Source organism: Natrialba sp. SSL1 (assembly GCF_001861355.1).
Lineage (GTDB): Archaea > Halobacteriota > Halobacteria > Halobacteriales > Natrialbaceae > Natrialba.
The window spans coordinates 38,938-60,131 of the sequence record NZ_MASN01000012.1 but is presented as its reverse complement, the minus strand read 5'-3'; the positions used below and the strand labels follow the sequence as shown (position 1 = coordinate 60,131).

Below are 21,194 nucleotides of genomic sequence, written 5' to 3'. Positions count from 1 at the left end.
AGACGTGGCAGGTATGGCAGACAGGCCTGGCAGACCCCCAAGCGCACTACCACTCCCGTGGCGATCGATTTAGCCGCTCACAGCCGTCGTCGGTGACGACAACTAGATCCTCGATCCGCACACCGAATTCGCCCTCGAGATACGCTCCGGGCTCGATGCTAAACACCATTCCCGGCTCGAGCACCCGCTCGTTCCCCTCGGTGATGTACGGCGGTTCGTGGACGTCGCGACCGACTCCGTGGCCCGTTCGGTGAACGAACTCCTCGCCGTAGCCTCGGTTCTCGAGTACCTCCCGTGCTGCGCGGTCGATCGCCTGTGCTTCGACACCGGGTTCGACTGCGTCGAGTGCAGCCTGCTGGGCAGCAAGCACCGCACTGTGAACGTCTTCGAAATCTGCGGGCGGCTCACCAGCGAAAACGACTGTTCGCGTCTGATCGCCGGGATAGCCCTCGACGCTCGTCCCGAAGTCGAGCACGACGGGGTCACCGCGTTCGATCTGTCGGTCGGTGTGGCGGTGGTGCGGTCGCGCACCGTTCGGTCCCGATCCAACGACGGTTTCGAACGAAACGCCCTCGCCACCGGCCGCCGTCAGCCGGTGTTCGATCTCCTCCGCCAGTTCCGCCTCAGTCATCCCGATTGCCTCCTCGCCGAGGTCGCGAACGGCTTCGCTAACACGATCCGAAATGGCTGCAGCCGACCGAAGCTTCTCGAGTTCAACCTCGTCCTTCCGCAGCCGAAGCTCGTCGACGACCTCGCTCGCGAGCCCGAACGTCGCTTCGGGGAACGTCTCGCGTAGATCCTGCGTGAAAAGCGCCCACATCGTGTCGTCGACGAGGAGCCGCCCGGACGTAATCTCGAGTTCGTCACCGATCGCTGCGAGCAACACTGTTGGATCGTCGCCGTCGCTCCAGGTCCGAACCGTCGAGACGACCGACTCGGCCGCCAGCTGTTCGTCGTACATCTCGGGTGCGAGAAACAGCGTCTCCTCGCGAGTCACGAACAGAAACAGGTGGCGTTCCATCGGCTCCTCCTGGAACCCGCTGAGATACCCCATATTCGAACTTGGGAACAGAATCAGGGCGTCTGCCCCCTCCTGTTCGAGTGTCTCCCGTGCGCGATCCAGTCTGTCGTGAATGAGTGTACTCGAGTCCGCTTCGGTGCTCGAAGAGTCAGTAGCTGTCATCTACGCTGTTGTTCGTGCGTTACCGTGCTGATTGTTTGGGTTCCCCACTCCCTTGCCCTGACTGTCGTCAGAACTGACTAGCTGTGCTTCCCGCTTTCGCTCCACTATCTATCTCAACTGGTTAGGCTAACTGGTTAGTCTGCCCATATTCTCCCTACTCGCTTCTGTCCATCTCGGTGCGGTCGCCGTGCTCGTCGCTTGTGTTGCTCTCACCGTCCGTGTCAGTGGTAACACCGCGCCCAACACGCACGTCTCGCTCGCTGACGCGTTCGAACGGCGTCGACTGCGTCGACGGAATTCGAACCGGCCGAACCGTATAGATCACGTGCGGATAGAGCGGTAGATCCGGCATCGAACTCCAGAGCTCAGTTGCGGCCGATGGCTCGTGTTGCTCGAGTGTAATCGTCAGTCGCTCGTCGAGCCCCGCTGGCAATTCCTCGGGCTCGATCGCTTCGGCGTCGTACAGTGTTTGCATCGCAGCCCCGAGCAGTTGCTGTTGGGCTAACACCGCATCACGTTCGTCGTCGGCACTCGGAAACGCCATCAGTAGATACCGGAGTTCGAGTCCAAGCGGTGGCTTTTCCGTTCGATTGTCGGTGATACGCTTCGAACCGGTGTTGAGCGATCCGGCTTTCGAGACGTCATAGAGGCTCAGCGTGAGTCTCACCGTCGAGTCGTCGTCGACTGCCGTCGGTGGAATCGGTTGAATCTGGGATTCGTTGAGCCGGTCGTCATCATCTCCCGCCAACTGGAGCCGGAGCAGCGTCACCAGTAAGTCAGTCGTGTCTCGAAGTGCGGTTGGTGCTGCCATTTGGTGTCTCTGTGGTGTGTGTTATTTGGGCGTAACTCGAGTGCATTCGGCGTCGTGTCTCGCTGTCGTCTGTTCCCGTCTCCCTGTCACAATCCGTTTGTGAGTCCTGTTGTTCGTGCTACTCCGGCAATCCCGACATCTTCGAAAACCGCTCGTAGGATAGTTCGATAGATTCGATTGCCATCCCCTGATTCGTACTCACAAGATCAGGGCCACGCCACATCGTCGGATAGGCGCGTTTGAACTCCCATCCCCAGCCGTTCTCTCCGTTGAACCCCTCTCGCATCTTCACAACGACGTTCTTTCGCGTGACACTGCCACTCATCACGTCCTGAATCCACTCCCAGAACGATGCATCCTTCGTCATTCCGCGTTGTAATACGAGATTCGCGTGTGCGAACGTCCCCGGGAGTGTGTGGACGTGATCGTTCACCCCTCCCTCGCGATAGTCGATCGTCTCGAGTTGCATCGTAATTCCCGAGACTTCGGCGAAACCCGCGACTGTCTCGCCGTCGATTTCGACTTCGAAGTTGTACTGCGCGTATGGCCCGTCTCCGCCCGTGTATGGTGTTTCGTCGCCGGTCATTGTGTGTTGGATCCTGCTTGTAAAAGTGGGGAGTTCCGCGTACTCTTCGTCGCTCCCGTCGTCGTTCAAGTCGCTGCTAATTCGTTTCAGAGTTCGTCCAGTGAGTTCTGCAGCACGATCCCATCACCGTCATCGTCGAGGAAGCTCCCGGCACCACCAGTCTGTGCGCTGGCGCCGCCAGCTCTCTCAGTTGCGCTCTGACCACCTTCATGGTCTGGCATACCCGTTTCGTTGATTCGGTCGTTGATCTCGCTGATCGCGCCACACCACCGGCGTCGTTCCCAGTGGGGGAGTGTGAGGACCTCGTCGTGGCTCCAGCCGAAGTGATAGGCGATGAACGCGACCTCCTCGAAGAGGGTGTCGGGATCGGACAGCCGTATCACTCGCTCGGGTTTCCCGCTTCGACCTCCGTCTGTTCGTGTTCGCGCTCGGTATCGTTCCCAGCGTCCGAACCATCGGGTACAGCGGTAGCGGCTCCAGTCGAATCGGCCGACTCACTGGTTCCGTGAACCCCCTCGATGGGGTCTGCGTCGGCGTTCACACCTGGCTGCTCAATCTCCGCATCGGCTGGCGGTGCGAGCTGTGCACCGGTTTCGACATCCACGTCGAACACCGACCCGCAGTCCGGACACGCCGTTTCCGTAGCGTTCCGCCCGCGGTTGTTGACTCGTTCGTACATCGCCTGGAGGTACTCGAGATCCGTTACGAAGAGATTCTGGATGACGTCTTCGTCGATCGTCTCGAGTGTCCCGAGTTCAGTGACGACACGTGAGAGCAAGACGATGGTCAGGTACGACGAGTTCGATTGTACGCGCGGGTTCTGCAACGGCTGGATTTCGTCGGCAGCGGTCGCAAGGCGCATCCGGCCCTCCGTGTGGAGTGTGCCATCGTCATCGACGTACCCCCGAGGTAGCGTGAATTCGAACTCGGTCTGTAGTGGCTGGTCTGTCATGGGTGGCGAACACCTCGATGCGTGAGCGCCGACTGCGTACTCGTCGCCGTGCGCTCGACGAACGGCGTGGTCGTCGCCGATCCGGTGTGCAGACAGCCCTCTGCATCGACAGTCCAACTGTCACGGTACCGGTTGCGACCAACCGTGTACGTGCGGGCTATCGACACTGCTGTCTCGCTTTCCCCGTCCGATCCGGTCATACGTTCTTCCGTTCCATCTCCTCGAATTCGACGGTGTAGGTTTCGACGGCGATCGCTTCTGGGCCGCCGCCTGCCTGTGCGTTGAGTGCTGGCGGTTCGTACTTCCGAATCCAGGCGTTGGTGAACTCGAATCGGAGAGCAGACTCACCCGCCTTGTCCTGGATGATGACGGCGATATTCTTTCGTGCCTCCTCAGCGTCACCGTTTGCGACGGCTTTTCGCCAATCGTCGAGTCGTTCGTTGTCTTCTTCGGCACCGCGGGCCAGTACGAGTGGCGTGTAATGGACGTCACCGAAGAGCTTCTTCGAGTGCTTCGGGTCGTCGCCTTCGCGGTAGTCCTGTTCGTCCGTTTCCTGGGTCGGCAGTTTGACCTCGAGGAAACCGGGAATATCGACGCCGTCGAGTTCGACGGCGAACTCCGTGCTTGGAAGTGGTCCGTGTTCTGGCATATGTGCGCTGTTGTCTGTTGTGAGTTGGTGTCGGCTGAGGCGCTCCCGTAGTCACGGCGCCCCGCCTCGTTCGGTTGTTTGTTACGCGTCTCGTGTCCGCAGGTTGTTCCGCGTGTCTGTGCTCGCGGGCTGGTAACTAACGGCTCGCAGTGCTGGTGGCGTTAGGCGTCGCCGGTGTCCTGACTGATGCGGAAGATCACGAACTCAGCCGGCTTGACCGGTGCAACGCCGATTTCGACGATGAGACGACCGTTGTCGATATCGTCCTGTGTCATCGTTTCCTCGCCACAGCGGACGTAGAACGCCTCGTCTGCGGTCGACCCCTGGAGACCGCCCTCGCGCCAGACAGTTGTGAGGAAGTTTTCGGCGGACTGACGGATCCGTGCCCAGAGGTCCTTGTCGTTCGGCTCGAACACCGACCACTGGGTCCCCTCGTCGATCGACTGCTCGATGAACAGGAACAGGCGTCGGACGTTGAGGTATTTCCATTCGGGATCGCTCGAGGTGGTTCGCGCCCCCCAGACGCGAACACCGCGGCCCTGGAAGCTGCGGATACAGTTGATCCCCTTCGGATTGAGTACGTCCTGTTCTCCCTTCGTGATCTCGTGTTGCAGGCCAACGATGCCGCGAACGACTTCGTTTGCGGGGGCTTTGTGCACGCCGTGCTGTGCGTCGCTTCGGGCGTAGATACCGGCGATGTGGCCGCCTGGTGGGGCGAGCTTTTCGCGATTCGTCACTGGATCGAGGACGGTAAGCCACGGATAGTAGTACGCCGCGTACGTGGAGTCGACCGGTGTCTCCATCTCCGAGACTGGGCCGGGGTTCTGTGGCGCTTGGAGGATCGCAAACCGCTCGCCCATGTTCTCACAGTGAGCCACGAGGGCGTCGGTCAACCCACTCACATCGTTCTCGTCGGGAACACAGACGATCGAAATGTCGTCGAGTGCCTTGAAGCCAGCAAGGCCAGTCCGGAGACCCGGCTTGTCGATCCCTTCGTAGTGGCTCAGGGTGACTTCGCCCTCTGCATCGGGCTTCTCTGGTTCCTCGGTGACGACCTCGACCTCGACCTCTCGCTCACCGGAGCGAATCTCTTCGAGCTCTTCGATGAGATCGTCCTTCGAGGCATTTCCTGCGATTTCGAACGGCTTTGCGACACCGCGAAGATCGTTGTACCCCAGCTCCTCGAGTTCGTCTGGGATGTAGACGACGGTTTCCTCACCGTCCGTCTCGACGAGACCGCCGTCGGAACACGCCGTCGGCGTGTCGCGGCTCAGCCACGTGAGTCCCTCGACGGGGCGTCCGTCTCCGAGGTATTCGACATCGACGAGAACGGAGGAAGTCACTTGCTTTTCGTAGAACTGGCTCGACTGTGGGTCACTCGAGAGACCATCGAAGACTTCCTCGACATCGGGTGTGGGTTCCGGACGGTTGGATTCCGGCTGGCTGACCTCTTCGAGATCACACGACCAGTAGCGGACGATCATGTCGAATTGGCCTGGGCGCTGGCCGTCGCGAACGATGACTGCGACGGACGTTCCCCACTCGCCTGGGCCGTTCGCTTCGATTTCGACGGTTTCCGTACCGGTTTCGTCGATCAACGCCGTCGTTGCAACGTCGTTCGGATCCACGGCGGTCACGCGACCGATGTAACAGCGGCTACCACCGTTCTTGAAGAATCCGTCGACAGCAACGTCGAGGTGGGAGTTCTTCGGGCTCGAACCGTACACGCGTTCGAACTCGGCGTAGTTCGTCACCAGCCGTGGCTCCACCGGGCCACGGCGCGTTTGACCGAGGAAGCCAGCCGTACTCGTGCTAACTCCTTCGACCGATTTGCTTCCGCTACTGACTTCCTCGACGTAGACACCTGGGGCCTGATACTCTGGCATTCTTAATTACCTCTTGAACTTCTACTACGTTATGTGTGTTCTATATTGATATAATATAATACTTTTGCTTAACCTACACGTTCCGCCGGTGGCGGTTCTCGACGTTTCTACGCTTCAGGAACGACACCAACCAGAATTTCGAGCGACTCGGCCGCTTCACACACCTGGTCGTGTGCGTCGATCAACTCGAGTAGCGGTCCGTTCTCGTCGATCCGTGATTGGAGTCGAGAGACCGCTTTCAGGTAGCGTTCGAGACTCTCCTCGGTGACGACCGATTCGAGGGGTTCACCGAGTCGGACCAGGTAGTCCAGCAGCGCGGAGAGTTGTGCGCGATAGACGTCTTCGCGTGTGGTCGCGGCGTGATTGTCCCGGGAGAGCTCTGCGATTTCACGGGTGATCCGCGCGCCTTCGCCCGTGTGTGGCTCGAGTCGGTCGCTCAGCGTTTCGAAGAACCGGACACGGTCTTTGACGGTCTTCCGGAGCAGGTACGTCTGCATCGTGTCTCGCTCCTGTTCGAGTTCGCCGACCGTCTCTTCCATCGCCCTGAGCCGTTTGACGATTCCGGTCAGGTCGTCGGGTCGGTCTTCGGTCTGGTCCGAGACTGGTGTCTGGTGTGGGTTGTCGGTATCGGCGAGGTGTGCTGCAAGCGCTGCGAACAACAGCTCGTGATCAGCTGCGTACTGCTTGCCGGTGTCGGTGTCGGTGTCAGTGTCGGTTGCCGCGGTTGCTATCGGTTCCCACCGCCCATCCGGCTGGCGCTCGAACCCGCCGAGATAGACGGCCGGGTCGTCCGTTTCCGGTGTCCCGGTTCGGTGGTTGGCATGGTACTGCGCTGTCAGTGCTCTGGTAATCGCCTGTGGGTCGGCCGTTTCCGGATCGTACCCGTCGAGGTCGAGCGTCGGCGGCTCTGTGGGTGTCTCCGGGGGCTCCTCGCGGTGTGTCAGTTCGAACACTTCGACATCGCGGTTCGGTACCGCTTCGTCGTCGATTGCACCGTCCGTGTCCGGAACGGGAACGGTTTCGACGGCGACCTCGCTGAACTGGATAAACAGGTGTACCTCGTCGGTCGTCGGTTCGGGAAGCGACTTCGTCGTTACCTGTTCGACGACGATCGGTCGCCCGCGTCCGTCGAGTGCAAAGCCAGCGTCGACCGTAACGTCGAGGCCGGTCTCTGTTTCGGTAACGGACTGAACTTCGAGCCCGTGGACGATTCCCGATCCATCGAGGAACCGGGTTATCGTCTCCAGTCGCTCAGCGTGGTACGCTTGCTCTGCTTCCATATCGCGGGGGGTCATCAACTTCCCCCTGAAGAATCGATTCTTCTTGAACTGAGAGAGTCCTCCCATCTCGTTGGTCGTGTAGTCCCCGTCCCGAGTCATGGCAAAGCGAGCACATCTATCGTTCTCAGTCACTATGTTATAAAATGATCGATTGGTTCAGTATTGAACGAATGCTACTGGTAGTAAACAGTAGTGCCTTCAGTCGGACACCGAACAAAAGTGTACGCATCAGGTTGGGTAATTAGGGGCACACCGCTATATTTTATATACTCAGCGTTGGAATTGCAGCTACGAGCCGGCTGTACCGAAGCTCAAACACACCGCAGACACGACTCGCTCCATTCCGCTCCTCGAATGCAGGCCACTATTCAGTCCCGGACCGATCGACGCGTCGACCTCACTGTCACAGATAACGACGGCATCGAACAGTCGCTTACCGTCACACGCGAGGGTGAACTCGAGTACCACTCCTCGGACGAAATCCCACCGCCTACCGGCGACGACCGGGCGGTGGCGGCACGTACACAGCATGCACAACGATCCAGATTTGCCAAGTACGTCGCCTTTCGTGCCTGCGGGTTCGATACGATCGATCCCTACAGCACGACCGATCGAATCACCTATCCGGAACACCTGGCTGCTGCGACGCTCGTGCTTGGCGCAATGACGCCCGAAACGGTTGCATCGACGTTCGAAACGGCGTATCGACAGCGAGTGGCTGGTGCTGACCGGCGCGTACTCAGCCCGGATTCCGACTCTGGAGTCGACACTGACTCTGCACCCGATGCTGACACCGCGGCGTCAGCCGCAGATGGACTGCCCGTCGATCCGCCGACTGGGTTCGCACCGTCGACCTGTCGACTGATCGAGCAGGACATTGCCGTCGACATTGAAGACGCGGCACTTCGGCCGCTTCTCGACATCCTCATCGAACTCGAGGGACTCGGCGCGCTCCGGAAATCGATGGCTGCCCTCCCGGAACGACGAAGCGGTGACTGTTTCGCTCGCCTCGCCAGTGCCCTCTCGCAGGTACCTGTCGACGGTTCGCCACCCCTCCCGACGGTGGACGCAACCACCGACCGCGACGGTACGACGCTCGTCTTTCCCTGTCGTCCCCTTCGCGTTGAGTGGGTGCGCGATGGGTGTACTCGAGTAGAATACGAGCAGTCGAGCGAATCCGTTGCTGACGACGAGAGCAGCGTCCGGCTGCAGTTGCCGGTGGAGGAGACGCCGTTCGAGTCCGTTGCTGCGTTCCAGCGCGCTCTCGTCGACCAGCTTCGGTGCCAACTCCGCGATTGCTATCTTGGAATGGGTGTTGCACCGCCGCGCGATTTCCGGGTTCGTGGGCCGGGGATCGACTCGTTTACTGCTGTGTATGAACAGGATGCGTTCTATCAGCGCTACCACGATCCGGATGCGGTTATCGACTGGATGCGGTTTCCGCCGCTGCCGTCCCTTTGATATGCGTTTCGACTGCGCTGTTTCGTTTCGCCGTCCCACCACTCGCTCTCGTGTGTTTCTTCACTCTATCTCTGTCCTTCTCTTCATCTCCGTTGCCTTTCGCGTCCTCTCGTCACCCTTTCGTCGCCCTTTCGTTGACTGCTCTTCCTCGTACCACCCCTTCCCCTCACTCGCCCCCATCCACCGCGGAAACTAAATCTATATTGCACATGAGAAAGGTAGCTTTCACTAGTGATGAACGTCCCACCTACTCGCGACACCCGCCGCGGCCGCTGCGTCTGGCTCGGTGGGGTCGATCCCGTCCGGAGCCGTCAGTTGTGGACACGCTCGTGTGTTCAGTCCATCGCCGATCTCCTCGTCGTTGGCCGCTGGGACGGCCGCGTAACTGCGTTCGACCGCGACACACTCGACCCCCACTGGACGGTTGCTCACCCCGGACACGCGGTCACGATGACGCCGCTCACAGACCGACTCATCGTCGGGAGCCGTGGCGAGCAGGGGACGATTGCGGCGTACGATATCGACACTGGCACGCAGTGCTGGCAGTACGAAACGGCGACAGACATCGGCGTCCCCACCAAGGACGGACTTTTCGCGCTTCCGCACGTGACCGCACTCGAGTCGGAACCGGCCGCCAGCCTCACTGCCGACCGCGGCCGTGTGTACGCGGCCGCCCAGCGGTACGAACGCGATGGCGAGCATCGGTGCTGGCAAAGCGTCGTGCTCGCGTTCGATGCGGACGGAACCGTCGACTGGCGATACAAGACAGATGCGTCGTCGAACGCGCTCTCACTCGGCGACCGGTCGCTCGGATCGACCCGTCACAGACACGACGGCGGTGCTACTCACTCGAGTACCCACCTCGCCGTCGGCTACAACCGCTGTCTCGGTGACCACAACGTCGGTCTCGTCGTCCTCGATGCGGACTCTGGGACAGTGAACTGGAACTGGGATCCCGGCACTACAAGCGGCCGGCGCGTCGGCGACGTGGCTGTCCATGGCGACCGCGTTGCGGTCGCGAGTCACGGCGACAGGTGTGGCTACCTGCTCGGTCCCGGCGGTGAGGAACGCTGGCGGGTCCCCCTCGCTACGGAAACGGAGTGTGACGGGGAGACGCTGTATGCATATCCGAACCACGTCGCTGTCGGCGACGATCACGTCGCGTTCGTCACCGGGAACACCTACGCCGTGGGGAGCCGCGAAACCGCTTCGCGCCACCCGAACGAGCACCAGCTCGCCGTGTTCGATACGGACGGCACCACCCGCTGGAGTGCCGAAATCCGCGGCTACGCACACGAACTGGCCACAACGGCGTCGTCAGTCGTCGTTCCGTGTGCACAAAACGTCCGGGTCCGCGATCCGATGACGCACGGCGTCCGTCAGTTCGACCTCGAAACGGGAGCCGGGACCGTCCTGGAGACCGACGGTATCGCGACCGCAGTGGCACTCGAGTCGGCCACGAACACGAACTCGACTGCTGCGTCGGATCTGAACACGATCGGTGCGGTCGAGGAACCAGTCGAGTACCACGACGGCGATCACAGCTACGGCGAGTACGCGCTTCGAACCTGGGTACTCGAGTAGTGGTTTCTCTCCCTCTGCGATCGGTGTGAGGGTCGGGTGATGATCCGATGACGTTCCGGTGATAGTGTAGTGATGGTCCGGACGTGGCTTGTATTGCTCTGTCCGTCCAGTTGTGACGGAGTGGAAGGGGCTGCTGGAAACAGGTGGTCGCCGTCAGAGCCAGTCAGAAGATGCCACCGATGAACGCCAGTCCCATGCCGACGAGGACGACTGCGGTCACGAGCGGGAGGTACGGCGTGTAGCGTTCGACGGTCTCCCGGTGGCGTTCGTAGCCGGCGATCAACAGTAGCGTTGGAACGAGGATGGCGATGATTACGGCCAGCGAGTAGAGCAGCATGAGTTCGAGACAGTACGCCGTCCCGACGCAGATTGCCAGGATCTGGATCGGCTCCTCGTGTGCGAAGCCGAGCAGTAGTGCAGTCGCTCCGAGTGCGAAGAGGCCGCGGTCGGCGTCTGATTCGTCGAGATGGCGGTGACCGTCGCCATCGCCGCCGAACAGTTTGGTTCGGAGGTTGCTCAGTAGACCGCTATTGCTGACTTCGTCTTCGTTGATTTCGGCGGTGTTGTGGTCGTGTTCGTGCTCGCTCCCGTGCCCGTTCCCGTGCTTGTGTGTATGCTCCTGTTGGTGGTCATGGTCGTGCCCGTGTTCGTGTCCGTGGTCGTGCCCATGGCCATGACCGTGGCTGTGTCCATGTCCACCGTGACGATACTCGTGGATCCCCAGCAAAATGAGCATCGTCCCCGCAACGTACCGGAGCCACGGTCCCTCTGCGAAACTCGCGAACCGGCTAAACCAGAAGTACGCAAGCACCAGCACGACGCTACTGAACAGGTGTCCAAGACCGAGTATCAGTCCCCCGAGTGTCCCGTAGAGCCACGTCCGAGAGTGGTTGAGCCCGTAGGTCGCCGCAATCGGCCAGCCGTGGTCGGGAAGCACACCGTGAACGAACCCGATCACGATCACCCCCAAGACGAGATCGAGATCCATACCGTATAGCGTCCGATAGCCCACAAAAGGACTGTTATCACCATTTCGGGGGAATCGTAATACTGCTTGGTGCTGAGACCGAACGACCGATACGATGCGAACGAGTTTCAATATCCCGGACGACCTCCTCGAGGAGTTCGACGAGACCTGGCAAGCGGAAGGGTTCGAGTCGCGCTCGCGTGCGGTTCGCGAGGCGATGCAGGAGTACATTGCGGCACACACCACCTTCGAGTCCGTCTCTGGTGATGTCAGCGCAACGCTAGCGTTCGACTACCAGCACGAACACGTTATCCGCGACCTGCACGATATTCAGCACGATTTTCAGGACGTGATCGTCACGACGAGCCACATGCACGAAGACGGGTGGTGTCTCGAGACGGTCTTCTGTCGCGGCGACGCGACACGCGTGCGTGAGTTGGTTTATGAACTGCGGGACTTCGACGCTGTTGGTCGAGTGAAGGTGTTGTTGTTGCGGTCCTAGGTTTACCGCCCTCTCCTCTCCTCTCCTCTCCTCTCCTCTCCGTGTCCCACCACAGCACTCGCCACCCACCTTCCGCTACTCACCTCCCGCTACCCCACCGCGAACACCGACCGCCACCCAACACACAACACCGACCGCTTTCCCCGCCCGCCACAAACTGCCCTACTCGAGTAGCCCTGCCCGCACACTGCAGCACTCTCCCCACACACCACAGCCCCGTCACCTGCACATCACAGCCCCGCCCCCACTCACTCACAGCACCGCTACCCAACATTGCGGGGTACACGCTCCAGCACGTGTCTCTGCAGCGTCACACCGCTTCGCCACTCGTGTCGGCAAGTCGCGACGTTTTTGCCCGCCTGCGATGACGAATGGATATGGCCGATACACCCGCGCGCGCCTCGCTTACGATCCGCCGCGTCGACCAGTCCGATGCGCCTGCGCTTGCCGCCCTCTACCGTCGTGCGTATCAGAGCGCTGCCGACGACGGCTTTCCATCGAGTATGGTCGATATCGAAGCCGAAACTGTCTCCTCGTGGCTCGAGCGTGACGCGACGACCATCATCGCCGAAACCGCAGACGACGAACCGGCTGGCACCGTTCGTCTCCTCGAAGAACGCGACGTTCCCTACGCCGAACGCCTCGCAGTCCATCCCGACTGGCAGGGTCAGGGCGTCGGCAGCCACCTGATGGACCGACTCGAGTCCATCGCCAGCGAGCAGGGCCACGACCGTATCCAGCTCTCGACCTACACCGGCCATCCGTTCCTTCTCGAGTGGTATCGCGATCGGGGCTACGAGCGGACGGGTACTCAAGAGATCACGGATCGGCCCTACGATATGTGTTCGATGGAGAAGTCGCTCGAGCCGGCTCGTGGGGGAGAGGAAGGAGTGATCGGTGAGCAGTGAGTGGTATAGTAGCCACTGCAAGTCAATGCACACCTGATCGCCAGCCTGCTCGGCGATCAGTGTGTAAATAGTTGCAGTTGTTACTATAGGTGGTGGGCAGTGAGCAGTGAGTGGTGAGCGGCAAGCGGACAGTAGTAAATCTTGTTCAGCATCCAATCGATATCCTAGCCGAAAGACCACGAACGCTCACTGCGGGAGATGTGAGTCAATTATATGTGGGGCGGTGCGAATACTCTGGTATGACCGTAGGACCAGCGATTGACGACCTTCACTTCAGTCAGGAACCCGACGTCGACGAGGTACCCGGGCCGAAATCGAACGAACTCCGCGAGCGCCAGCGAAACGTCGACAGTAACGCCGTCGCGTATCCTCGACGCGTTCCAATCGCCCTCGATGAAGCGCGAGGCGCGACGATTCGGGACGTCGACGGCAACACGTTCCTCGACTTCTTCGCAGGAATTGGTGTGCTGAACGTTGGCCACTCGAACCCGTACGTCCTCGATGCCGTCAAGTCGCAACTGGACGATGTCGCGCATACGATCGACTTCCCAACAGAGGCGCGAATCGATCTGATCGACAAACTCCGCGAGATTGCACCGGGTGGCCTCCAGGGCTCGAGTAACGTCGTCTTCGGCGGTCCGAGTGGGAGCGACGCGATCGAGGGCTCGATCAAGCTCGCAAAGCACAACACCGGCCGACACGGTGTGCTGGCGTTCGAGGGTGCATACCACGGCACGACGGCCGGCGCGCTCAGCCTTACCGCCGGCAAGAAGTACAAGAAGAACTACAGCCCGCTGCTCGCGGATGCCGTCCACGTCCCGTATCCGGACCCGGAGGGGACCGAGGATGGGATTAGCGTCGAGCGCGCGCTCGACGCCGTTCAGCGGAAGTTCGAGGACCCCTACGGCGGCCACGAGTCACCGGCGGGGATCTGGGTCGAGCCGATTCAGGGCGAAGGCGGTATCAACGTCCCGCCACAGGGCTTCCTGCAGGGGCTGCGAGACATCGCGGACGACAACGACGCGCTGCTCGTCGTCGACGAGATCCAGACCGGCTTCGGCCGTACCGGCGAGTGGTTCGCCTCGGATCACTACGACGTAACGCCGGACGCGATCACGATGGCGAAGGCGCTCGGTGGCTCCGGCCTTCCGATCGGCGGCATGCTCTACCACGAGAAGTTCGACACCTGGGGCCCCGGTGGCCACGTCGGAACCTTCCGCGGCAACGCACCCGCGATGGTCGGTGGTATCCGCGCGATCGACTACATCGAGTCCCACGACCTGCTCTCCCACGCGACCGAACTCGGCGAGTACATCTGCGGTCGCTTCGCCGAAGTTGCGGAAACGACGCCGGAAATCGCGGACGTCCGCGGCAAGGGACTGTTCGTCGGCGTCGAGTTCGTCGACGAGGACGGCGCGCCGGCAGACGACCTCGTCGAGGAGATCCAGACGCGCTGTTACGAGAACGGCGTCCTCGTCTGGAGCGCCGGCCGCCACGGCAACGTCCTCCGTCTCATCCCGCCGCTCGTGCTCACCGAGCAGCAGGCTGAGGTCGGGACTGACATCATCTGTGCGGCGATCGACTCGAGTACCGGTTCGAACTGATCTCGCTTCGGTTCACGTTCGCGACTTCTGATTCGCGTTTCACCATTTTGTCAATCAGTTGACCTCGTCTCCTCGAGTGGCTATGTGGATGCCTGTCCGGTGTTGCTGACTGGTTGATTGCTGGTGGTGACTGTGGTGACTGGGTGGTGACTGGTTAAAGGCCGGTCGGAATGGTTGGGTAGATTGCTGGTCAGTCCTCGACCGACTGCTCTTCGAAACTCCCTCGTTCTCGCATCATCGAGGTACCTCGTTCGATCCAGCGGCGGCGATAGAAGACGACGCTGAGGTACCCAACTCGGAACACGAAGTCGAGGACGACGGCGACGTACGCCGCGACGACGCCGTATCCGAGGATGACGCCGAACACGTAGGTGAAGCCGAGCAGGAACACGAACGTCCCGATAACGCGGGAGACGAACGGAACGACGGTTTCACTCCCACCCCGGAGCGAGCCCGCGAGTGTGAGATACGCCGCGATCAACAGCGCGGCAATCGCGTACGCCTGCGCGAAGCCGACTGCGTAGCTGATCGTCTCCGGCTCGCGCGTGAACACGAGGACGAACTGCTCGGCGAAGAAGAACAGCAAACCGCAGAGTCCGCCGATGGTGAGCACGCTCAGTGACGTTGCGGCGATTCCGTTGTAGTAGGCGGTGGACGCCTCGTTGCGCCCGAGCGACTGGCCGACCATGATGTTCGCTGCGACGCCGTAGCCTCGCGCAAGCGGCGAAGCGACCTGCTGGTACATTCGTCGTCCGATGTGGTAGGCGGCGTTGACCTCGGTGCCAAACGCGAGCAAGATGGCGTTGAACGGGAACTCCGCAATCATCTCCGTGACGCCCTCAGCGATCCGCGGCCAGCTGATGAGCATCAACTGCTTCGTGATGACGAGTTCGCGCGGGGCGACGAACTGAATCTCGCTGCGTGGCGACCAGAGTATCGCGAGGAAAGTCAGCGCGCCCAACGTGTCGGCGACCGCGGTCGCGACCGCGATCCCGATGACGGTCAGCTCCGGCAGCGGGCCGAGTCCGAAGGCGAGGCTGACGGTGAGGACGATGTTGAGCGCGTTGACGGCACCGTTGACGTACATCGGCGTCTTGGTGTCGCCGGTCCCCTGGATCGACCGGGCGGCGATGAAGTTGGTGTGGATCGCCGGGGCCGAGATCATGATAATCATGAGGTAGGTACTGCCGTAGTTGATCACGGCCTCCATCGCGCTTTCCTCGGTGAGCGCCCCGAGTACGGCGATTGCGTACTCGTTGAGCAAGAGGCCGAACAGGATGAACGGGATACCGCCAAGAAGACCGATTAGCACTGCCTGCGAGACCGCCTGATTTCGGTTCGCCGTCGCGTCCGCGCTCGTGTCCTGACTCGAGAGGGCGATCGCTCCGTCGCCGATTCCGATCCCGAATCGGAGTGGGAATCGCGCGTAGATATCCGCGAGGCCGACGGCTGCGACCGCGGCGGGAGAGAAAAAGCCCGCGACGATCAGGTCCGTCGTCCGCATCAGCGTCCGCAACACCTGTTCGGCCATCACTGGCCACGAGAGGCTAAACACGCGCCGCCAGACGCGCCAGAACCGGCGTTCAGCCAGCGATAAGAGAACGATAAACACAGGCCGATTTCCCACCTTCAGGGATTAAACGTTGAGTTGTCGGAAAAGTGACCCGGCTCGTCTGTATTTCGGGTGTAGATCCGCTGCGTGTCTCGATCGCTGCGTGTCCCGATTGGTGAGCCGAAAGCTTGGCTCTGATCAAGTCGAGACGATTGCCGGTCCGAGCCTACTCGTCGTCGTACGGCCACCGCCCGCCAATCTTCAGCTCCTGGACGTAGCCCTCGTCGATCATCGCTTTCGTCTCTTCTCGAGTACGCTGTGGGAACTCGCGGTCGGCCTCCGCAGCCGTGAGCGCCGCTGCAGCGATGAGAGCCGACAGCGCTCGCAGGTCGCGCACGTCCAGTTTGTCCAGCGTGTCGGCGTGCGTGTGTCCCCAGCCGCGGCCACTCGAGTCGGATGTCGACGACGTCATCGATGCCGGCACGCCCTCCTGGACGAACGCCCACTGGTCCCCGTGCGGGCTGATGGTGTCGCTCGTCGACAGCGGCACGTCGAACTCGTCTGCGACCTCCTCGAACAGCGCTTCCAGCGCGTCGAACTCGTTGGCGTTGACCCGGAGGTTCCGGGAGTTCCCGGCACCGTCGATGTTGATGACGCACTTGACGTTCGAGAGCTCTTGGGTCGCCGCGGAGTGGTAGGCCCCCTGCAGTCCGATCTCCTCCGAGCCGAACGGGACGAATCGGACGCGGGTCTCGAGATCGTCTTCGACCTGTGTGAGCAGCCGTGCGATTTCACAGACCAGCGCAGTGCCCGCGCCGTTGTCGTTGGCTCCTTCCGAGATGTCGTGGGCGTCGACGTGGGAGGTCACCATTACGACTTCGTCGGTGTCCGGCCCGACTTCGCCGACGACGTTCACCGAGTTGGTGCGTTCGTTGCGAGCCTCGACCTCGAGTTCGACGGAGAGCGGTTCCGACGCCGAATGACGCAACAGTCGCTGGCCGACTTCTTTCGAGACGCCTACGGCCGGAATCGGTCCAGGGCGGTTGTCGTAGCCGATTTCGCCGGTCGCCGGCAAGCAGCCCTCGACGTGGTTCCGGAAGACGAAGCCGACCGCACCGGCGTCGACTGCGCTGACGTACTTCTCCATCCGGTGAAGCCTGCGGCCGTAATCGTTCGGCGTCTCGCTCGAGGCCATCACGACCTTCCCCTCGAGTTCGGCATCTTCGAAGTCTTCCGGCCGACCATAGCCGACGTCGACGAGTTCGGCTTCGACGGTGTCGCTCGGCGTCCCCGGGAGGGCGAGTACCTGATAGTCGGCCGCGAACGTTTCCTCGTGTGCGCCGCTCGTCGAGAGCGTGGCAGGGCCGCGCCACCAGCCGTCGATTTCGAACTCGTCCAGGTGGACATTGCGCAATCCAACGGTTTCGAAGGCGTCCCGAATACGCTCGGCCCCTCGTCGTTCGCCCTCCTGTCCAGCCATCCGGTTGCCGATGTCGACCAGATCTTCCAGAACCTCCCAGTGGAAGGTGCTCGTATGCGCGTCGCCGATCACTTCGGTGGGGAGTCTCGTCATGAATAGGTGCCTGTCGGCCTGTCAAAAGAAGCTGTGGAACGCGGAAGTCTCACACGGGAGTGAGACCAGTCTGGTTGCGTTCGAGTCGGATCGGGTCACACTCTCCTCGTCGGTTCACGTCGGTGGTTCCGGGACCCATACGTTCAAACGAACGGCGTTGCTGCACCAGAGTATGACACGAACTGTCGGACGCTATCTGAACGCTCGCGGAACGAGAGGGGCGACGGTCGCGCCGGATGGCCGTCTGGCGTTTCGCGCTGACACCACCGGAACGATGCAGGTCTGGACGCTTGACGAACCGGGCGGCTGGCCGACCCAGCAGACGTTCTACGACGAGCGCGTTTCGTTCGTCGACTGGTCGCCAAGCGGCGACGTGATCGCCTTCGGCAAGGACGCCGGTGCCGACGAGCACGACCAACTGTACCAACTCGATCCTACCGACCGTTCGATCGACCGACTGACGGACCAGCCGGATGCGATCCACGAGTGGGGCGGCTGGAGCCCCGAGGGAGACCGGATCGCGTTCACTGCCAACCGTCGCTCAACTGCTGACTTCGACGTCTACGTGATGGATATCGATACTGACGAGGGCGGGACTGACCACGGAAGCGCAGCCGACGCCGATGAACCGACGCTCGTCTGTGCGGGCGACGGCCGTATCAGCGTCGTCGGCTGGAGTCCGTCTGGCGACCGACTCCTCTGCAGAAACGCCCACGCCAGTTCGGACATTGACCTCTCCGTCGTCGACGTCGATAGCGGCGAGCGTCGGCACGTTACCCCGCACGAGGACGCCGCTCGATACGGTCACCCCACCTTCGGCCCGGACGGCGAGGCGATCTACTGCACGAGCGATCGCTTCGGCGATACTCTGGAACTGATCCGTATCGATCTGGGGACACTCGAGTGCGAACCTGTCGCCGTCGGTGACCAGGAACGGAACGGAAACGGGAACTGGAGTATCGACGAGTTCGAACTCGATGCGGCCACCGGCCGGCTCGCGTACGCGCGGAACGTCGACGGCTACTCGGAGCTATTTATTGGCGAACTTCACACATCAACCCAGGCGGACACCGCCCCAGTCGAGGTGCCAGACGGCGTCGTCTCTGGGCTGACGATCGACCCTGCAGGAGCCCGGGCGGCGATGACGGTTTCGTCGACCAACCTGAACTACTCGATCTACGCCGTCGAGTTGGAGACGCTCGCTGACGGCGAGACACCAGCGGTGGAGCGCTGGACGGTCCCCTCCTCTGGCGGCGTCCCGCTCGACCAGTATCACGAGCCCGAACTGATTCGATACGAGACGTTCGACGGGAGGGAGATTCCGGCGTTTTTCACCCTTCCTGACGACGACGAAGAAGCGGGAGCGCGAGAGGGGAAGAAAGCGGGAGAGACACCAGTCATCGTCGACATCCACGGCGGCCCCCACTCCCAGCGACGCCCGTCGTGGCGAAACCGGCCCATCCGTCAGTACTTCCTCGACGCGGGCTACGCCATTTTCGAGCCGAACGTTCGCGGTTCCTCGGGCTACGGGAGCGAGTACGCCGCACTCGACGATGTCGAGAAACGGATGGATTCCGTCCGGGATATTGCACACGGAGTCGAGTGGCTCCGCGACCAGCCGGCGATCGACGCCGACTCGATCGTCTGCTACGGCCGTTCCTACGGCGGCTTCATGGTGCTCGCGTGTATCACCGAGTACCCCGACATCTGGGCGGCTGCCGTCGATTTCGTCGGCATCTCGAACTGGGTGACCTTCCTCGAGAACACCGGCGACTACCGCCGACCCCACCGCGAGGCAGAGTACGGATCACTCGAGTCCGACCGCGAGTTCCTCGAGTCGATCAGCCCGATTCACGAGGTCGATCAAATTTCGTGTCCGCTGTTCGTCCAGCACGGCGCGAACGACCCGCGTGTTCCGGTCGATGAGGCCCGACAGATCGCTGCCGCCGTCGAAGAACAGGGTGTCCCCGTCGAAACCTGCATCTTCGAGGACGAAGGTCACCACACGACCAAACTCGAAAACCGTATCGAGCAGTTCGAGCGGATTGGTGCGTTCCTCGACGAACACGTCTAATTTCGGATCGACGCGTCGTCTTCACCAACCGCGGAACCGTTCTCGACCCATATTCTTCGGCCCCGTCGAGCACTACGACAATTTTGTGGAGCGAAAGCGAGCACCACGCCGGCTGCTGACTCTTGATGTTCGTCTGTCATCCAAAAGTACCTACCCAGAATACAGTTATCTATTTAGGCACTTTTGGACTTCTCTACTCGGGAGCAGCCTCTACGGCGAGAGCAACGAGTACAGAACTGCACCAACGACAATACTCCCCTCAGGTATCGGCCGAGCGCTAGCACTACCCATAGCTATTCGACTGTGGAACGACAACCCCACGACGACCAATGACAAGCATCGACGCAGAGCGGTTCCGAAACACGTTCGAAACGTACTCCGATATCGGCCGCACCGACAACGACGGCCTCCACAGACTCACGCTGTCGGACGCCGACGTTCGTGTCCGCGACCAGCTCGTCGACGATCTCGAGTCGCTCGGGCTCGACGTCCGTATCGACGAAATCGGGAATATCTTCGGTCGGCGGGAGGGAACCGATCCCGACGCTGCGCCGGTACTGATCGGTTCTCACCTCGACTCCCAGCCCTACGGCGGGCGGTTCGACGGGCAGCTCGGTGTTCTGAGCGCCCTCGAGACGCTGCGCGCGTTCGACGACCAGGGTATCGAGCACCGCCGCCCCATCGAACTCGTCAACTGGACCAACGAGGAAGGATCGCGATTCAAGCCGGCGCTGATGGGCAGCGGGACGTTCGTCGGCGAGTTCAGCGTCGAGGAGACGCTTGCTCGCACCGACGCCGACGGGACGACTGTCGAGGAAGCACTCGAGTCGGCCGGCTATCGCGGCGACGCCGAGTGCGGTCCGCACGAACCGATCCACAGCTACCTCGAACTCCACGTCGAACAGGGGCCGGTACTCGAGGAGCACGGCCAGTCGGTCGCGGTCGTCGACGGAATCTACGGCATGTCGTGGCTCGAGGCGACCATCGAGGGAACGGCCGACCACGCCGGTCCGTCGCCGATGCATTCGAGACGCGACGCGTTGGTTGCGGCAACCGACGTTGTACAGGGAATCCGTCGCCTTTCGAACCGCTACGAGGACGTTGTGACGACGGTAGGCGAACTGACGGTCCAACCCGGTTCGATCAACGTGATCCCCTCAGAGGTGACGTTCACTGCAGACGTCCGCAGCTACGACGACGCGATCGTTGCTGAACTCGTCGAGCGTGTCGAGTCCGAACTCGAGGCCGCCTGTGCACGCGAGGGTACCGAGTACGAACTCGAAGAAATCTGGCGAATCGAGCACACGGAGTTCGCTGATTCTGTCCGGACTGCTGCCCGCGAGGCGGCCGAGGAGGCGGGTGTTTCCTACCGGTCTATGGTCGGCGGTGCCGGCCACGATGCGAACTATCTGACCGAGGTAACGGATGCGGGAATGCTCTTCGTTCCGAGCGTCGACGGCCGGACTCACAACGAGGACGAGTTCACGGAGTGGGAGGACGTGGTCGCGGGAGCGAATACGTTCGCGGCGACGACGCGTCGGCTGTCGCAGTAGCTTCGGATTCCACCTCGTTTCACAGCGCAAGTGAGTCCGCGTAGTACACATACTATAACTGATCTATGA

At 61.5% G+C, this 21,194-nt stretch carries 19 protein-coding genes; 7 read left to right on the top strand and 12 right to left on the bottom strand.

Annotation, left to right across the window (positions count from 1 at the left end):
* Positions 1-46: 46 nt before the first annotated feature.
* The 9 genes from BBD46_RS03245 to BBD46_RS03205 all read right to left on the bottom strand — a co-directional run bounded on the left by BBD46_RS03245 (position 47) and on the right by BBD46_RS03205 (position 7,446).
* The gene (locus tag BBD46_RS03245) at positions 47-1,183 is read right to left on the bottom strand and encodes a M24 family metallopeptidase (RefSeq protein ID WP_071400325.1); all 1,137 of its coding nucleotides are present in this window, start codon (positions 1,181-1,183) and stop codon (positions 47-49) included.
* Between the two features lie 154 nt (positions 1,184-1,337).
* Positions 1,338-1,994, bottom strand: coding sequence for a DUF4255 domain-containing protein (locus tag BBD46_RS03240; RefSeq protein ID WP_071400324.1), 657 nt, complete (start codon positions 1,992-1,994; stop codon positions 1,338-1,340).
* Positions 1,995-2,112: 118 nt separating this feature from the next.
* Complete coding sequence (locus BBD46_RS03235) at positions 2,113-2,580, bottom strand: phage tail protein (protein ID WP_071400323.1); 468 nt, start codon at positions 2,578-2,580, stop codon at positions 2,113-2,115.
* An 86-nt stretch (positions 2,581-2,666) separates the two neighbouring features.
* Positions 2,667-2,963: a DUF6760 family protein gene (locus BBD46_RS03230; RefSeq protein WP_071400322.1), complete on the bottom strand. Its 297-nt coding sequence runs from the start codon at positions 2,961-2,963 to the stop codon at positions 2,667-2,669.
* On the bottom strand, positions 2,960-3,532 hold the full coding sequence (locus tag BBD46_RS03225) for a hypothetical protein (protein WP_071400321.1): 573 nt from the start codon (positions 3,530-3,532) through the stop codon (positions 2,960-2,962). The genes BBD46_RS03230 and BBD46_RS03225 overlap by 4 nt, the downstream gene beginning before the upstream one ends.
* Complete coding sequence (locus tag BBD46_RS03220) at positions 3,529-3,732, bottom strand: hypothetical protein (RefSeq protein WP_071400320.1); 204 nt, start codon at positions 3,730-3,732, stop codon at positions 3,529-3,531. Before BBD46_RS03220 ends, BBD46_RS03225 begins: the two co-directional genes overlap by 4 nt.
* Positions 3,729-4,181, bottom strand: coding sequence for a phage tail protein (locus BBD46_RS03215; RefSeq protein WP_071400319.1), 453 nt, complete (start codon positions 4,179-4,181; stop codon positions 3,729-3,731). The genes BBD46_RS03220 and BBD46_RS03215 overlap by 4 nt, the downstream gene beginning before the upstream one ends.
* A gap of 161 nt (positions 4,182-4,342) precedes the next feature.
* A complete protein-coding gene (locus BBD46_RS03210; RefSeq protein ID WP_071400318.1) occupies positions 4,343-6,067 on the bottom strand; it encodes a phage tail sheath family protein in 1,725 nt (574 codons plus the stop codon).
* Between the two features lie 107 nt (positions 6,068-6,174).
* Positions 6,175-7,446, bottom strand: a complete 1,272-nt coding sequence (locus BBD46_RS03205; RefSeq protein ID WP_071400317.1) for a hypothetical protein — start codon at positions 7,444-7,446, stop codon at positions 6,175-6,177.
* A gap of 255 nt (positions 7,447-7,701) precedes the next feature.
* Here BBD46_RS03205 and BBD46_RS03200 point away from each other — a divergent pair, with 255 nt between their 5' ends.
* Entirely contained in the window at positions 7,702-8,808 is a 1,107-nt protein-coding gene (locus BBD46_RS03200; RefSeq protein ID WP_071400316.1) for a hypothetical protein, read from the top strand.
* A gap of 234 nt (positions 8,809-9,042) precedes the next feature.
* Positions 9,043-10,392 (top strand): PQQ-binding-like beta-propeller repeat protein, encoded by a 1,350-nt coding sequence (locus tag BBD46_RS03195; protein WP_071400315.1) that lies wholly within the window; start codon positions 9,043-9,045, stop codon positions 10,390-10,392.
* Between the two features lie 163 nt (positions 10,393-10,555).
* On the opposite strand, the gene BBD46_RS03190 is transcribed toward BBD46_RS03195, so the two are convergent.
* A complete protein-coding gene (locus tag BBD46_RS03190; RefSeq protein ID WP_071400314.1) occupies positions 10,556-11,380 on the bottom strand; it encodes an ABC transporter permease in 825 nt (274 codons plus the stop codon).
* Between the two features lie 94 nt (positions 11,381-11,474).
* Here BBD46_RS03190 and BBD46_RS03185 point away from each other — a divergent pair, with 94 nt between their 5' ends.
* The 3 genes from BBD46_RS03185 (at position 11,475) to BBD46_RS03175 (ending at position 14,373) form a co-directional block, all read left to right on the top strand.
* Entirely contained in the window at positions 11,475-11,861 is a 387-nt protein-coding gene (locus tag BBD46_RS03185; protein ID WP_071400313.1) for a CopG family ribbon-helix-helix protein, read from the top strand.
* Between the two features lie 377 nt (positions 11,862-12,238).
* Complete coding sequence (locus BBD46_RS03180; protein ID WP_071400312.1) at positions 12,239-12,769, top strand: GNAT family N-acetyltransferase; 531 nt, start codon at positions 12,239-12,241, stop codon at positions 12,767-12,769.
* Positions 12,770-13,008: 239 nt separating this feature from the next.
* Complete coding sequence (locus BBD46_RS03175) at positions 13,009-14,373, top strand: aspartate aminotransferase family protein (protein ID WP_071400311.1); 1,365 nt, start codon at positions 13,009-13,011, stop codon at positions 14,371-14,373.
* 190 nt (positions 14,374-14,563) lie between these two features.
* Here BBD46_RS03175 and BBD46_RS03170 read toward each other — a convergent pair whose 3' ends face one another.
* Both BBD46_RS03170 and BBD46_RS03165 read right to left on the bottom strand, forming a co-directional pair.
* Positions 14,564-15,985: an MATE family efflux transporter gene (locus BBD46_RS03170; protein ID WP_071400310.1), complete on the bottom strand. Its 1,422-nt coding sequence runs from the start codon at positions 15,983-15,985 to the stop codon at positions 14,564-14,566.
* A gap of 166 nt (positions 15,986-16,151) precedes the next feature.
* Positions 16,152-17,498, bottom strand: a complete 1,347-nt coding sequence (locus BBD46_RS03165) for a M28 family peptidase (protein WP_071400309.1) — start codon at positions 17,496-17,498, stop codon at positions 16,152-16,154.
* Positions 17,499-17,670: 172 nt separating this feature from the next.
* On the opposite strand from BBD46_RS03165, the gene BBD46_RS03160 reads away from it, so the two are divergent.
* Together BBD46_RS03160 and BBD46_RS03155 are read left to right on the top strand one after the other, a co-directional pair.
* Positions 17,671-19,572, top strand: coding sequence for an alpha/beta hydrolase family protein (locus BBD46_RS03160; RefSeq protein WP_071400335.1), 1,902 nt, complete (start codon positions 17,671-17,673; stop codon positions 19,570-19,572).
* A gap of 329 nt (positions 19,573-19,901) precedes the next feature.
* Positions 19,902-21,125, top strand: coding sequence for a Zn-dependent hydrolase (locus BBD46_RS03155; protein WP_071400308.1), 1,224 nt, complete (start codon positions 19,902-19,904; stop codon positions 21,123-21,125).
* The last annotated feature ends 69 nt before the right edge of the window (positions 21,126-21,194 follow it).